The organism is Cellulomonas sp. NTE-D12 (assembly GCF_027923705.1).
GTDB lineage: Bacteria > Actinomycetota > Actinomycetes > Actinomycetales > Cellulomonadaceae > Cellulomonas.
This window is the reverse complement of the sequence record NZ_AP026442.1, coordinates 2936145-2949839: the sequence shown is the minus strand read 5'-3', so window position 1 is coordinate 2949839 and position 13695 is coordinate 2936145. Positions and strand designations below refer to the sequence as shown.

The 13695-nt window shown below is 68.8% G+C and carries 24 protein-coding genes; all 24 read left to right on the top strand.

Annotation, left to right across the window (positions count from 1 at the left end):
- Nucleotides 1-104 precede the first annotated feature (104 nt).
- The 24 genes from tuf (at nt 105) to QMF98_RS13530 (ending at nt 13693) form a co-directional block, all read left to right on the top strand.
- Nucleotides 105-1298, top strand: coding sequence for an elongation factor Tu (tuf, locus tag QMF98_RS13645; RefSeq protein ID WP_291758112.1), 1194 nt, complete (start codon nt 105-107; stop codon nt 1296-1298).
- A 428-nt stretch (nt 1299-1726) separates the two neighbouring features.
- Nucleotides 1727-2035, top strand: coding sequence for a 30S ribosomal protein S10 (gene rpsJ, locus QMF98_RS13640; protein WP_263729699.1), 309 nt, complete (start codon nt 1727-1729; stop codon nt 2033-2035).
- A gap of 22 nt (nt 2036-2057) precedes the next feature.
- Nucleotides 2058-2717 (top strand): 50S ribosomal protein L3, encoded by a 660-nt coding sequence (gene rplC / locus QMF98_RS13635; RefSeq protein WP_291758114.1) that lies wholly within the window; start codon nt 2058-2060, stop codon nt 2715-2717.
- A gap of 5 nt (nt 2718-2722) precedes the next feature.
- A complete protein-coding gene (gene rplD / locus QMF98_RS13630) occupies nt 2723-3379 on the top strand; it encodes a 50S ribosomal protein L4 (protein WP_337973510.1) in 657 nt (218 codons plus the stop codon).
- Nucleotides 3376-3678, top strand: a complete 303-nt coding sequence (gene rplW, locus QMF98_RS13625) for a 50S ribosomal protein L23 (protein ID WP_263729696.1) — start codon at nt 3376-3378, stop codon at nt 3676-3678. Before rplD ends, rplW begins: the two co-directional genes overlap by 4 nt.
- Nucleotides 3679-3700: 22 nt before the next feature.
- A complete protein-coding gene (rplB, locus tag QMF98_RS13620) occupies nt 3701-4537 on the top strand; it encodes a 50S ribosomal protein L2 (protein WP_263729695.1) in 837 nt (278 codons plus the stop codon).
- 12 nt (nt 4538-4549) lie between these two features.
- The gene (gene rpsS, locus QMF98_RS13615) at nt 4550-4831 is read left to right on the top strand and encodes a 30S ribosomal protein S19 (protein WP_263729694.1); all 282 of its coding nucleotides are present in this window, start codon (nt 4550-4552) and stop codon (nt 4829-4831) included.
- Between the two features lie 52 nt (nt 4832-4883).
- Nucleotides 4884-5270, top strand: a complete 387-nt coding sequence (gene rplV / locus QMF98_RS13610; RefSeq protein ID WP_263729693.1) for a 50S ribosomal protein L22 — start codon at nt 4884-4886, stop codon at nt 5268-5270.
- Entirely contained in the window at nt 5270-6085 is an 816-nt protein-coding gene (gene rpsC, locus QMF98_RS13605; RefSeq protein ID WP_263729692.1) for a 30S ribosomal protein S3, read from the top strand. The genes rplV and rpsC overlap by 1 nt, the downstream gene beginning before the upstream one ends.
- 3 nt (nt 6086-6088) lie before the next feature.
- A complete protein-coding gene (rplP, locus tag QMF98_RS13600) occupies nt 6089-6508 on the top strand; it encodes a 50S ribosomal protein L16 (RefSeq protein WP_263729691.1) in 420 nt (139 codons plus the stop codon).
- Complete coding sequence (gene rpmC / locus QMF98_RS13595; RefSeq protein ID WP_263729690.1) at nt 6508-6747, top strand: 50S ribosomal protein L29; 240 nt, start codon at nt 6508-6510, stop codon at nt 6745-6747. The genes rplP and rpmC overlap by 1 nt, the downstream gene beginning before the upstream one ends.
- A gap of 7 nt (nt 6748-6754) precedes the next feature.
- Nucleotides 6755-7045: a 30S ribosomal protein S17 gene (gene rpsQ, locus QMF98_RS13590; RefSeq protein ID WP_263729689.1), complete on the top strand. Its 291-nt coding sequence runs from the start codon at nt 6755-6757 to the stop codon at nt 7043-7045.
- Nucleotides 7046-7175: 130 nt separating this feature from the next.
- A complete protein-coding gene (gene rplN, locus QMF98_RS13585; protein WP_263729688.1) occupies nt 7176-7544 on the top strand; it encodes a 50S ribosomal protein L14 in 369 nt (122 codons plus the stop codon).
- A gap of 2 nt (nt 7545-7546) precedes the next feature.
- Entirely contained in the window at nt 7547-7888 is a 342-nt protein-coding gene (gene rplX / locus QMF98_RS13580; RefSeq protein WP_263729687.1) for a 50S ribosomal protein L24, read from the top strand.
- On the top strand, nt 7888-8460 hold the full coding sequence (gene rplE / locus QMF98_RS13575) for a 50S ribosomal protein L5 (protein WP_263729685.1): 573 nt from the start codon (nt 7888-7890) through the stop codon (nt 8458-8460). The genes rplX and rplE overlap by 1 nt, the downstream gene beginning before the upstream one ends.
- 1 nt (nt 8461) lies before the next feature.
- Nucleotides 8462-8647 (top strand): type Z 30S ribosomal protein S14, encoded by a 186-nt coding sequence (locus QMF98_RS13570; protein ID WP_263729684.1) that lies wholly within the window; start codon nt 8462-8464, stop codon nt 8645-8647.
- Between the two features lie 86 nt (nt 8648-8733).
- The gene (gene rpsH / locus QMF98_RS13565) at nt 8734-9132 is read left to right on the top strand and encodes a 30S ribosomal protein S8 (protein ID WP_263729683.1); all 399 of its coding nucleotides are present in this window, start codon (nt 8734-8736) and stop codon (nt 9130-9132) included.
- A 25-nt stretch (nt 9133-9157) separates the two neighbouring features.
- Nucleotides 9158-9697, top strand: coding sequence for a 50S ribosomal protein L6 (gene rplF, locus QMF98_RS13560; protein WP_263729682.1), 540 nt, complete (start codon nt 9158-9160; stop codon nt 9695-9697).
- Nucleotides 9698-9700: 3 nt separating this feature from the next.
- Nucleotides 9701-10072 (top strand): 50S ribosomal protein L18, encoded by a 372-nt coding sequence (gene rplR / locus QMF98_RS13555; RefSeq protein WP_263729681.1) that lies wholly within the window; start codon nt 9701-9703, stop codon nt 10070-10072.
- Between the two features lie 37 nt (nt 10073-10109).
- Nucleotides 10110-10757 (top strand): 30S ribosomal protein S5, encoded by a 648-nt coding sequence (gene rpsE, locus QMF98_RS13550; protein WP_291757903.1) that lies wholly within the window; start codon nt 10110-10112, stop codon nt 10755-10757.
- The gene (gene rpmD / locus QMF98_RS13545) at nt 10757-10939 is read left to right on the top strand and encodes a 50S ribosomal protein L30 (RefSeq protein WP_263729677.1); all 183 of its coding nucleotides are present in this window, start codon (nt 10757-10759) and stop codon (nt 10937-10939) included. The genes rpsE and rpmD overlap by 1 nt, the downstream gene beginning before the upstream one ends.
- Nucleotides 10940-10941: 2 nt before the next feature.
- The gene (gene rplO, locus QMF98_RS13540) at nt 10942-11652 is read left to right on the top strand and encodes a 50S ribosomal protein L15 (RefSeq protein ID WP_337975630.1); all 711 of its coding nucleotides are present in this window, start codon (nt 10942-10944) and stop codon (nt 11650-11652) included.
- A 167-nt stretch (nt 11653-11819) separates the two neighbouring features.
- On the top strand, nt 11820-13115 hold the full coding sequence (gene secY / locus QMF98_RS13535; RefSeq protein ID WP_263729676.1) for a preprotein translocase subunit SecY: 1296 nt from the start codon (nt 11820-11822) through the stop codon (nt 13113-13115).
- Complete coding sequence (locus QMF98_RS13530) at nt 13112-13693, top strand: adenylate kinase (protein ID WP_337973509.1); 582 nt, start codon at nt 13112-13114, stop codon at nt 13691-13693. Before secY ends, QMF98_RS13530 begins: the two co-directional genes overlap by 4 nt.
- The last annotated feature ends 2 nt before the right edge of the window (nt 13694-13695 follow it).

The window sequence follows — 13695 nt, the reverse complement described above, 5'->3', positions numbered from 1 at the left end:
TCGCAGTACCAGCAACACACCCGACCCGGAGGACCGCACGCTCGTCGGCTACCGTTCGTAGGCGACGACGGGCAATCTCTACCAAGTCCTGAGGAGGACACCCAGTGGGCAAGGCGAAGTTCGAGCGGACCAAGCCGCACGTCAACATCGGGACCATCGGTCACGTCGACCACGGCAAGACGACGCTGACCGCCGCGATCTCGAAGGTGCTGCACGACAAGCACCCGGACCTGAACCCCTTCACGCCGTTCGACGAGATCGACAAGGCGCCGGAGGAGAAGCAGCGCGGTATCACCATCAACATCGCGCACGTCGAGTACCAGACCGACAAGCGCCACTACGCGCACGTCGACGCCCCTGGGCACGCCGACTACATCAAGAACATGATCACGGGTGCGGCGCAGATGGACGGCGCCATCCTGGTGGTCGCCGCCACCGACGGCCCCATGGCCCAGACGCGTGAGCACGTGCTGCTCGCCCGTCAGGTCGGCGTCCCCTACCTGCTGGTCGCGCTGAACAAGTCCGACATGGTGGACGACGAGGAGATCCTCGAGCTCGTCGAGGTCGAGGTGCGCGAGCTCCTCTCCTCGCAGGGCTTCCCGGGCGACGACGTCCCGGTGATCCGCGTCTCCGCGCTGAAGGCGCTCGAGGGCGACCCGCAGTGGGTCAAGTCCGTCGAGGACCTGCTGGACGCCGTCGACGAGAACGTGCCGGACCCGGTGCGCGACATCGACAAGCCGTTCCTCATGCCGATCGAGGACGTCTTCACCATCACCGGCCGCGGCACCGTCGTGACCGGTCGTGTGGAGCGCGGACGCCTCAAGGTGAACGAGGAGGTCGAGATCGTCGGTATCAAGGAGAAGTCGATCAAGACCACCGTCACCGGCGTCGAGATGTTCCGCAAGACCCTGGACTACGCCGAGGCCGGCGACAACACGGGTCTGCTGCTCCGCGGCACCAAGCGCGAGGAGGTGGAGCGTGGCCAGGTCGTCGTGAAGCCGGGCTCGATCACCCCGCACACCCAGTTCGAGGGCCAGGTCTACATCCTCGCCAAGGACGAGGGTGGCCGTCACAACCCGTTCTACTCGAACTACCGTCCGCAGTTCTACTTCCGGACCACGGACGTCACCGGCGTCATCACGCTGCCCGAGGGCACCGAGATGGTCATGCCCGGCGACAACACCGAGATCAGCGTCCAGCTGATCCAGCCCATCGCCATGGAGGAGGGCCTCGGCTTCGCCATCCGTGAGGGTGGTCGGACCGTCGGCTCCGGCCGGGTCATCAAGATCATCAAGTGATCACCGCCCCTCGGGGCTGATCGACGCAGAGGGCCCGGGTGCGCACGCCGCACCCGGGTCCTTCTGTCGTCCGGTGCCGGTCCGCGGGAGATCGTCGGGCGTCCGGGGTCGTCGCTCCGGCGGCCGAATCCGGCCTGCTCCGCGTGTGACGCAGTCGGTGCCGACCCGGGTTTGGTCAATCGGGGGAGCGTCTGGCAGACTGTCGGGGTTGCCCGCTGGGGTGTGGTGCGTTCGCGCGCCGCAGACAGGTGGGCGCGACGACGTGGAGAGCCCACGGACCCCGGGGTCACCCGGCGGTGAGGGGCTCGACCGCAACCACTGACCTCGTACCTGACGGTGCGCAGCGCGAGAGTGTGTCGCTCAATGCGACACGCCCGAGTGCGGGGGTCGGACGGACCGGTTTCGAAGAGAGAGAAGTAGACGACGCCATGGCGGGACAGAAGATCCGCATCCGGCTCAAGTCCTACGACCACGAGGTCATCGACAGCTCGGCGCGCAAGATCGTCGACACGGTGACCCGAGCTGGTGCGCAGGTCGTGGGCCCGGTGCCGCTGCCGACGGAGAAGAACGTCTTCTGCGTCATCCGGTCGCCCCACAAGTACAAGGACAGCCGCGAGCACTTCGAGATGCGCACGCACAAGCGGCTGATCGACATCATCGACCCCACGCCGAAGGCCGTCGACTCGCTCATGCGTCTCGACCTGCCTGCGGACGTGAACATCGAGATCAAGCTCTGATCGCTGGGAAGGACTGATCTTCATGGCAACCCAGCAGACCGCTCGCCCGGTCACGGCGCTGCTCGGCACCAAGCTCGGCATGACTCAGGTGTGGGACGAGGCAGGCCGCCTCGTCCCCGTCACGGTCGTCGAGGTCGGTACGAACGTCGTGACGCAGGTGCGCTCCGCTGAGGCCGACGGCTACGTCGCGGTGCAGCTGGCCTACGGCCAGATCGACCCGCGCAAGGTCACCAAGCCGCTCAAGGGCCACTTCGAGAAGGCCGGGGTCACCCCCCGCCGGCACGTGGCCGAGATCCGCACGGCGGACGCCGCCGACTACTCGGTCGGCCAGGAGCTGACCGCGACCGCCTTCGAGGCGGGCCAGTCGGTCGACGTCTCCGGCACCACCAAGGGCAAGGGCACCGCCGGTGTGATGAAGCGTCACGGCTTCAAGGGCGTCAGCGCTTCCCACGGTTCGCACCGCAACCACCGCAAGCCGGGCTCGATCGGCGGGGCCTCCACCCCGTCGCGCGTGTTCAAGGGCATGCGGATGGCCGGCCGGATGGGCAACGCCCGTCAGACCGTTCAGAACCTGACCGTGCACGCGGTCGACGCCGAGAGGGGTCTGCTGCTCGTCAAGGGCGCCGTCCCCGGCCCCAAGGGCGGCGTGGTCCTCGTGCGTACCGCTGTGAAGGGTGCGTGACCACGATGAGTGACACGCTGACCGTCGACGTCCTGGACGCCGAGGGCAACAAGGCCGGTACGGCCGACCTGCCCGGCGCCGTCTTCGACGTGCAGACCAACATCCCGCTGATCCACCAGGTCGTCGTCGCGCAGCTCGCTGCGGCGCGCCAGGGCACGCACTCCACGAAGACTCGTGGCGAGGTGTCCGGTGGCGGCAAGAAGCCGTACAAGCAGAAGGGCACCGGCCGCGCCCGTCAGGGCTCGACGCGTGCACCGCAGTTCGCCGGCGGTGGCATCGTCCACGGCCCGACGCCGCGCGACTACAGCCAGCGGACCCCGAAGAAGATGAAGGCCGCGGCGCTCCGCGGTGCTCTCTCGGACCGCGCCCGTGCCGGCCGCGTGCACGTCGTCTCCGGGTTCGCCCCGGGCGAGGCGCCGTCGACCAAGGCCGCCATCAAGGTGCTCGACAACCTGTCGGGTCGCAAGAACGTCCTGGTGGTCGTCGAGCGGGCGGACGAGATCACGTGGAAGTCGCTGCGCAACGTCGAGCGGGTGCACCTGCTGGTCGCTGACCAGCTGAACACCTACGACGTGCTCATCAGCGACGACGTGGTGTTCACGCAGGGTGCGCTCGACGCGTTCCTCGCCGGCACCTCGGCCGCCAAGGAGGAGACCAAGTGAGCACCGTCGGCAAGGACCCGCGCGACATCCTGATCGCCCCGGTGGTCTCGGAGAAGAGCTACGGCCTGCTCGACGAGGGCAAGTACACGTTCCTCGTCGACCCGCGGGCCAACAAGACCGAGATCAAGATCGCCGTCGAGCAGGTCTTCGGCGTCAAGGTCGACTCGGTCAACACCGCCAACCGGCAGGGCAAGGCCCGCCGGACCCGGTTCGGCATCGGTCGTCGCAAGGCCACGAAGCGTGCGGTCGTCACCCTCCGCGAGGGTTCGATCGACATCTTCGGCGGACCGGTCGGCTGAGCGGCCCGAGAGGACTACTGACATGGGAATCCGTAAGTACAAGCCGACGACGCCGGGCCGTCGTGGCTCGAGCGTGGCCGACTTCGTCGAGCTGACGCGGTCCGAGCCGGAGAAGTCGCTGGTCCGTCCGCTGACCAAGTCGGGCGGTCGCAACTCGACCGGCCGCGTGACCACCCGCCACCACGGCGGCGGCCACAAGCGGGCGTACCGGGTGATCGACTTCCGTCGCCACGACAAGGACGGCGTGCCGGCCAAGGTCGCGCACATCGAGTACGACCCCAACCGCACTGCGCGTATCGCGCTCCTGCACTACGCCGACGGCGAGAAGCGCTACATCCTCGCGCCGAACCGGCTGAACCAGGGCGACCTCGTCGAGGCCGGTGCCACGGCGGACATCAAGCCGGGCAACAACCTGCCGCTGCGCAACATCCCCACCGGCACGATCATCCACGCCATCGAGCTGCGGCCCGGCGGCGGCGCGAAGATCGCCCGCTCCGCGGGTGCCTCCGTGCAGCTCGTCGCCAAGGACGGGCCGTACGCCCAGCTGCGCATGCCGTCCGGTGAGATCCGCAACGTCGACCTGCGCTGCCGCGCGACGATCGGCGAGGTCGGCAACGCCGAGCAGTCGAACATCAACTGGGGCAAGGCCGGCCGCATGCGCTGGAAGGGCAAGCGCCCGACCGTCCGTGGTGTCGCGATGAACCCGATCGACCACCCGCACGGTGGTGGAGAGGGCAAGACGTCCGGTGGCCGTCACCCGGTCAGCCCCTGGGGCCAGCCCGAGGGTCGTACCCGTCGTCCGAACAAGCCGAGCGACAAGCTCATCGTGCGCCGTCGGCGCACCGGCAAGAAGCGCTGATAGGAGCCTGAGATGCCACGCAGCCTGAAGAAGGGCCCGTTCGTCGACGGCCACCTGCAGAAGAAGGTCGACGTCCAGAACACGGCGGGCACGAAGAACGTCATCAAGACGTGGTCGCGCCGCTCGGTCATCACGCCCGAGTTCCTCGGCCACACCTTCGCCGTGCACGACGGCCGCAAGCACACGCCGGTGTTCGTCACCGAGTCGATGGTCGGCCACAAGCTCGGCGAGTTCGCCCCCACGCGGACGTTCCGCGGCCACGAGAAGGACGACCGGAAGGGCCGTCGCCGCTGACCCCCGGGTCGGTGACGACGCCCTGACGGCGCAGACAGAAGGCAGGACAGCGATGGAAGCCATGGCGAAGGCGCGGTTCGTCCGCGTCACGCCCCAGAAGGCCCGGCGCGTCGTGGACCTCGTCCGTGGCAAGCAGGCCAGCGAGGCGGTGGCCGTGCTGCGGTTCGCCCCGCAGGTCGCGGCACAGCCGGTCCTCAAGACCGTGGAGTCGGCGATCGCGAACGCGGTCGAGGGCGCCAAGCGAGCGAGCACGCGGCTCGACGAGGCGAACCTCTACGTCTCCGAGATCTTCGTCGACGAGGGCCCGACGATGAAGCGGTTCCGGCCGCGCGCGCAGGGTCGTGCCGGCCGCATCCTCAAGCGCACGAGCCACATCACCGTGGTGGTCGCCGAGCGCGAGCAGGCGACGGCACAGAGCACGAAGGGACGGGCCCGATAGTGGGACAGAAGGTCAACCCGCTCGGGTACCGCCTGGGCATCACGACCGACCACCGCTCGCGGTGGTTCGCCGACTCGACCAAGACCGGTCAGCGCTACCGCGACTACGTGCGCGAGGACGTGCAGATCCGCAAGCTGATGTCGACGGGCCTCGAGCGCGCCGGCATCGCCAAGGTCGAGATCGAGCGCACCCGTGACCGGGTTCGCGTCGACATCCACACCGCCCGCCCGGGCATCGTCATCGGGCGTCGTGGCGCGGAGGCCGACCGCATCCGCGGCGAGCTGGAGAAGCTCACCGGCAAGCAGGTGCAGCTCAACATCCTCGAGGTCAAGAACGCCGAGATCGAGGCGCAGCTGGTCGCGCAGGGCATCGCCGAGCAGCTCGCCAGCCGCGTGTCGTTCCGTCGCGCCATGCGCAAGGGCATCCAGTCCGCCCAGCGCGCCGGTGCGAAGGGCATCCGCGTGCAGGTCTCCGGCCGCCTCGGCGGTGCGGAGATGAGCCGCACGGAGTTCTACCGCGAGGGTCGGGTGCCGCTGCACACGCTGCGCGCCAACATCGACTACGGCTTCCACGAGGCCCGCACCACCTTCGGCCGCATCGGCGTGAAGGTCTGGGTCTACAAGGGCGACATGACCGAGAAGGAGTTCGCCCGCGAGCAGGCGACGGCGGCTCCCCGCCCGTCGCGTGGTCCGCGCGGCGACCGGGGCGACCGTCCCGAGCGCGGCCCGCGTGCCGGTGCTCGTCGGCCGGAGCGTTCCGAGCAGTCGGACGCCCCCTCGTCGGACACCACCCCTGAGACCGGAACGGAGGCCTGAGCCGTGCTCGTCCCGCGCAGGCTGAAGCACCGCAAGCAGCACCACCCCGGGCGCTCCGGCGCCGCGACCGGTGGCACCTCCATCGCCTTCGGCGACTTCGGCATCCAGGCTCTCGAGCCCGCCTACGTCACCAACCGGCAGATCGAGGCTGCTCGTATCGCCATGACCCGCCACATCAAGCGTGGCGGCAAGGTCTGGATCAACGTCTACCCGGACCGGCCGCTGACCAAGAAGCCCGCTGAGACCCGCATGGGTTCCGGCAAGGGTTCGCCGGAGTGGTGGATCGCCAACGTCAAGCCCGGCCGGGTGCTCTTCGAGCTGGCCGGGGTCCCCGAGGAGCTCGCTCGTGAGGCCATGCGCCGCGCGCAGCACAAGCTCCCGATGAAGACCCGTTTCCTGGTCCGCGAGGGAGGTGCCAGCTGATGGCCGTCGGAACCAAGGACCTCGCGCCGAGCGAGCTGGACGGCTACGACGACGAGCGTCTCGTCGCCGAGCTGAAGAAGGCCAAGGAGGAGCTGTTCAACCTCCGCTTCCAGTCGGCCACGGGCCAGCTGGAGAGCCACGGTCGGCTCAAGGCCGTCCGCCGCGACATCGCCCGGATCTACACGATCCTGCGCGAGCGCGAGCTCGGCATCCGGACCGCCCCGAGCCCGAGCGAGTGAGGATCGCATGAGCACCAAGAACGAGTCGACGACGGCGACGTCCGAGCACCGCGCGTACCGCAAGACGCGCCGGGGCTACGTCGTCAGCGACAAGATGGAGAAGACCGTCGTGGTCGAGGTCGAGGACCGGGTCAAGCACCCGCTCTACGGCAAGGTCATGCGACGTACGAGCAAGGTGAAGGCGCACGACGAGCTCAGCTCGGCGGGCATCGGCGACCTCGTGCTCATCATGGAGACGCGTCCGCTGTCCGCCACCAAGCGGTGGCGCGTGGTCGAGGTCCTCGAGAAGGCCAAGTAAGCAGACAGGCAGTTGCCCACGGGCGGACCCCGGTCCGCGACGTGTGCACCACGGCAACTATCCGTTCGGCCAGGCTCGTCCGTCCGGGAGACCGGGCGGCGAGAACCCGCCAGACGACAGGAGCAGGTAGATGATCCAGCAGGAGACGCGGCTGCGCGTCGCCGACAACACGGGTGCCAAGGAGATCTTGTGCATCCGTGTGCTCGGCGGGTCCGGTCGCCGCTACGCCGGCATCGGTGACGTCATCGTCGCCACGGTGAAGGACGCGATCCCGGGCGGGAACGTGAAGAAGGGCGACGTCGTCAAGGCGGTCGTCGTCCGCACCCGCAAGGAGCGCCGTCGCGCCGACGGCTCGTACATCAAGTTCGACGAGAACGCGGCGGTGATCCTGAAGAACGACGGGGAGCCCCGTGGCACCCGCATCTTCGGTCCGGTCGGTCGCGAGCTCCGCGACAAGAAGTTCATGAAGATCATCTCGCTGGCGCCGGAGGTGCTCTGACCATGGCCAAGATCAAGAAGGGCGACCTCGTCGTCGTCATCTCGGGCCGGGACAAGGGTCAGCAGGGTCGCGTCCTGGAGGTTCTCGTCGAGACCCAGCGCGTGGTCGTCGAGGGCGTGCAGCGGGTGACCAAGCACGTCAAGGCCGGCCAGACCCAGCGCGGCACCCGGACCGGTGGCATCGAGACCGTCGAGGCTCCCATCCACATCAGCAACGTGATGCTGGTCGACCCGGAGACCAAGAAGGGCACCCGGGTGGGCTACCGCACCGAGCAGGTCGAGCGTGACGGTCGCACCCGTACGGTCCGCGTCCGCGTGGCCAAGCGCTCCGGTAAGGACATCTGATGACGCAGACCACCATCGACGCGCCGGCACAGCCGCGGCTGAAGGCGCGCTACAACGCCGAGATCCGTGACGCGCTGCTCAAGCAGTTCGGCCACGAGAACGTCAACCAGGTCGCGCGCCTCGTCAAGGTCGTCGTGAACATGGGCGTCGGCGAGGCCGCGCGGGACTCCAAGCTGATCGACGGAGCCGTCCGCGACCTCACCGCCATCACCGGCCAGAAGCCGCAGGTGACGAAGTCCCGCACCTCGATCGCGCAGTTCAAGCTGCGCGAGGGGATGCCGATCGGCGCGCACGTCACGCTGCGCGGCGACCGGGCCTGGGAGTTCCTGGACCGCCTGCTGTCGATCGCGCTGCCGCGCATCCGCGACTTCCGCGGGCTGTCGGCCAAGCAGTTCGACGGTCACGGCAACTACACGTTCGGGCTGACCGAGCAGTCGGTGTTCCACGAGATCGACCAGGACAACATCGACCGCGTGCGCGGCATGGACATCACGGTCGTCACCACGGCCACCACGGACGACGAGGGACGCGCGTTCCTCAAGGCCCTCGGCTTCCCGTTCAAGGAGGACTGACATGGCGAAGACCGCCCTCGTCAACAAGGCGAACGCCACGCCGAAGTTCGGTGTGCGTGGCTACAACCGCTGCCAGCGCTGCGGCCGCCCCCGCTCGGTGTACCGCAAGTTCGGCCTGTGCCGGATCTGCGTGCGCGAGATGGCGCACCGCGGCGAGCTGCCCGGCGTCACCAAGAGCAGCTGGTAACGAACCCTGTAGGAGACAGACGTCGGTAGGTCCCGGTCCCGCAACGGCGGGACCGGGATACCCCGGCGAGAGAGGGGCGACGCCCCATGACCATGACCGACCCGATCGCCGACTTCCTGACGCGGCTGCGCAACGCCAACTCCGCGCACCACGACTCGGTGAGCATCCCGTTCTCGAAGCTGAAGTCGCACATCGCCGAGATCCTGCAGGCCGAGGGCTACATCGCCGGCTGGACCGTCGAGGACGCCGAGGTGGGCAAGAACCTCGTCGTGACCCTGAAGTACGGCCCGCACCGCGAGCGTGCGCTGGCCGGCGTCAAGCGCGTGTCCAAGCCGGGCCTGCGCGTGTACGCCAAGTCGACCAACCTGCCGAAGGTGCTCGGCGGCCTGGGCGTGGCGATCCTGTCCACGTCGTCCGGGCTGCTGACGGACAAGCAGGCCGCCAAGAAGGGCGTGGGTGGGGAAGTCCTCGCCTACGTCTGGTAACGACAGAGACGGAGAGGAGAAGCCCATGTCTCGTATCGGCAGGATCCCCGTCCCGGTCCCGGCCGGCGTCCAGGTCGACATCGACGGCGCCGTGGTGACCGTCAACGGTCCCAAGGGTTCGCTGGTCCACACCGTCGCGGCGCCCATCCAGGTGGCGCGCGACGACGCCGGCGCCCTCGTGGTGTCCCGGCCTGACGACGAGCGCGCGTCGCGCTCGCTGCACGGCCTCACCCGCACGCTGCTGGCCAACATGGTCGTCGGCGTGACGGACGGCTACAGCAAGAAGCTCGAGATCGTCGGTACCGGGTACCGCGTGCAGGCCAAGGGCTCGAACCTCGAGTTCGCCCTGGGCTTCAGCCACCCGGTCACGGTCGAGCCTCCGGATGGCATCACCTTCTCGGTCGAGACCCCCACCAAGTTCACGGTGACGGGCATCGACAAGCAGCAGGTGGGCGAGGTCGCCGCGAACATCCGCAAGATCCGCAAGCCCGAGCCGTACAAGGGCAAGGGCGTCAAGTACGCGGACGAGGTCGTGCGGCGCAAGGTCGGAAAGGCTGGGAAGTAAGCCATGGCGATCAGCATCAAGGGCAAGGGCAAGGCGATCGCGCGCAAGCGTCGTCACCTGCGCCTGCGCAAGAAGGTCGTCGGCACGGCCGCACGTCCGCGCCTCGTCGTCACCCGCTCCACGCGTCACATCACGGCCCAGGTCGTGGACGACGCCGTGGGCCGGACGCTCGTCTCCGCGTCGACCCTCGAGGTCGACCTCCGCGGCGCCGAGGGCGACAAGTCGGCCAAGGCCCGCAAGGTCGGCGAGCTCATCGCCGAGCGCGCGAAGGCCGCCGGCATCGAGGCGGTCGTGTTCGACCGCGGCGGCAACAAGTACCACGGTCGCGTGGCCGCGGTCGCCGACGGTGCCCGCGAGGGAGGCCTGACGCTGTGACCACGACGCACGTCCAGACGAAGAAGAGGATCCACTGATGGCTGCACCTGCACGCAGCAACACCGGTGCCCAGGGTGGCGCCGGCGGCGACCGCCGCGATGGTGGCCGCCGGGACGGCGGCCGTCGGCAGGACGCCGCTGAGAAGAGCGCGTTCGTCGAGCGCGTCGTGACGATCAACCGTGTGGCCAAGGTCGTCAAGGGTGGTCGTCGCTTCAGCTTCACCGCGCTCGTCGTGGTGGGCGACGGCGACGGCACCGTCGGCGTCGGCTACGGCAAGGCCAAGGAGGTGCCCGCGGCGATCGCCAAGGGTGTCGAGGAGGCGAAGAAGAACTTCTTCCGCGTCCCGCGCATCCAGGGCACCATCCCGCACCCCGTCCAGGGTGAGGCTGCTGCCGGTGTCGTCTTCCTGCGTCCCGCTTCGCCGGGTACCGGTGTGATCGCCGGTGGTCCGGTGCGCGCGGTGCTGGAGTGCGCCGGCATCCACGACGTGCTGAGCAAGTCGCTCGGGTCGTCCAACTCCATCAACATCGTGCACGCGACCGTTGCCGCCCTGCGCGGCCTCGAGGAGCCGGCCGCCGTGGCAGCACGCCGCGGGCTCCCCCTCGAGCACGTCGTGCCCGCCCCGCTCCTGCGGGCGCAGGCCGCCGGTCGTGCCGCTGCGACGGCTGCGAAGGTCGGTGCGTGATGGCACGACTCAAGGTGACCCAGACCAGGTCCGCCATCGGCGGCAAGCAGAACCAGCGCGACACGCTGCGCACCCTGGGCCTGAAGCGGATCGGTGATGTGGTCGTCAAGGAGGACCGTCCCGAGATCCGCGGCATGGTCCGCACGGTGACGCACCTCGTCGCGGTCGAGGAGGTCGAGTGACCATGGCCGACGAGAAGAAGGCTGACGAGACGACCGAGGCGAAGGCCCCGGCGAAGAAGGCTGCGGCGGCGAAGGCCGCCCCTGCCAAGGCGTCGAAGGCCACGGCTGAGAAGCCCGCTGCCGAGAAGCCGGCCGCTGCCAAGGCGGAGAAGGCGACCAAGGCCGAGAAGACGGAGAAGGTCGCCAAGGCTCCGGCGAAGGCCAAGGCCACGCCTGCGGTCTCGGCCGCGGCGAAGGAGGCGGCCGAGGCCGCCGCCGTCCCCGGTGCGGGTGGCACGCTGCGCGTGCACCACCTGCGGCCGGCCGCGGGCGCGAAGACCGCCAAGACCCGTGTGGGTCGTGGTGAGGCGTCCAAGGGCAAGTCCGCCGGTCGTGGCACCAAGGGCACGAAGGCCCGGTACCAGGTGCCCGAGCGGTTCGAGGGTGGCCAGATGCCGATGCACATGCGCCTTCCCAAGCTGCGCGGGTTCACCAACCCGTTCCGTGTCGAGTACCAGGTGGTCAACCTCGACCGCCTCTCGGAGCTCTACCCGGACGGGGGCGACGTCACCGTCGCGGACCTGGTGGCCAAGGGCGCTGTCCGCAAGGGCAAGCCGGTCAAGGTGCTCGGCGACGGCGAGCTGACGGTCAAGGTCTCCGTGGCCGTGGACGCTCTGTCCGCGTCCGCGAAGGACAAGATCGTCGCTGCCGGCGGGACCGTCGCGCAGGACTGATTCGATCCGGAACGGGGCCGGTGGCGAGACCCTCGCTCACCGGCCCCGTTCCGGCACCCTGGGCCATCCGTTAGGGTTCCCCAGGTGCCTGCGACGCGTCGCAGGCGGCCCGGCCGGAGTGCTCCGGCCGGACGAGATGCCGCCGACGGGCGGTGCCAGGAGGACAGGTGCTCAGCGCATTCGTGCGGGCGTTCCGTACGCCCGACCTGCGGCGCAAGCTGCTCTTCACCATCGCGATCATGGTGGTGTTCCGGATCGGGTCGTTCCTCCCGACGCCCGGGGTGTCGTACCCCAACGTCCAGGCCTGCATCAAGCAGACAGCCAGCAACGACCTGCTCGGCATCGTCAACCTGTTCAGCGGCGGAGCCCTGCTCCAGCTGTCGGTGTTCTCGCTGGGGATCATGCCCTACATCACCGCGAGCATCATCGTGCAGCTGCTGCGCGTGGTGATCCCCAAGTTCGAGGAGCTGTACCAGGAGGGCCAGGCGGGTCAGTCGCGGCTCACCCAGTACACCCGGTACCTCACCATCGGCCTGGCGATCCTGCAGTCGACGACGATCATCGCGGTCGCCCGGTCCGGCAACCTGTTCCAGGGCTGCACGCAGAGCGTGATCCCCAACAGCAGCTGGGTGACCATGCTCGTCATGGTCATCACGATGACCGCCGGTACCGGCCTGATCATGTGGCTCGGCGAGCTCATCACGGAGCGTGGCGTCGGCAACGGCATGTCCCTGCTGATCTTCACCTCGATCGCCGCGCGGTTCCCCTCGAACATGTGGTCGATCGCCGGCGGCAACGGTGGCGTGAGCAAGTTCATCGTGGTGCTCGCGATCATCGTGCTGGTCATCGCGCTCGTCGTCTTCGTCGAGCAGTCCCAGCGGCGCATCCCGGTGCAGTACGCGAAGCGGATGGTCGGCCGGAAGATGTACGGCGGCTCCAGCACGTACATCCCGATCAAGATCAACATGTCGGGCGTGATCCCGATCATCTTCGCGTCGTCGCTGCTGCAGGTGCCGGTGCTGCTGGCCCAGTTCGGCAACCAGACGACCGGCTGGGTGAAGTGGGTCGGCAAGTACCTCGCCAGCTCCAGCGCCCCGCTGCACATGGTGATCTACACGCTGCTGATCATCTTCTTCTGCTACTTCTACACGGCCATCACGTTCAACCCGGACGAGGTCGCGGACAACATGAAGAAGTACGGCGGCTTCATCCCCGGCATCCGTGCGGGACGTCCGACGGCCGAGTACCTCGACTACGTGATCACCCGCATCACGGCTCCCGGCTCGATCTACCTGGCCTTCGTCGCGCTGGTGCCGACGGTCGCCTTCGCCCTGATGAAGGTAGGGGGCAACATCCCGTTCGGCGGCTCGTCGATCCTGATCATCGTGGGTGTCGGTCTGGAGACGGTGAAGCAGATCGAGTCCCAGCTGCAGCAGCGGCACTACGAAGGGTTCCTGCGGTGAGCGTCCGCCTGGTCCTGTTCGGTCCCCCCGGTGCCGGCAAGGGCACCCAGGCCGCACGCATCTGCGACAAGCTCGGCGTCCCCGCGATCTCCACCGGCGACATCTTCCGCAGCAACATCAAGGGCGGGACCGAGCTCGGTCGACGCGTCGTGGAGTACACCTCCGTGGGCGCACTGGTCCCGGACGAGCTGACCGACGAGCTGGTCCGCGACCGCCTCGCGGAGCCCGACGCGGCCGAGGGCTTCCTGCTCGACGGGTACCCGCGGAACCTGGCCCAGGTGGACGCGCTCGACGCGATCCTCGCCGACGCCGGCCGGGCACTCGACGTGGTCGTGGAGATCACCGCCGATGCCGAGGTCGTGGTGGAGCGTCTGCTGAAGCGCGCCCAGATCGAGGGTCGGGTGGACGACACGGAGGACGTGATCCGGCACAGGCTCGACGTCTACGCCGACCAGACCGCGCCGCTGTCGGGTGTGTACGCCGAGCGTGGGCTGCTGGTGCGGGTCGACGGGCTCGGCGAGATCGACGAGGTGACCGACCGCCTGCTCGCGGCGATCGAGCCGGCGCTGCGTCACTGACC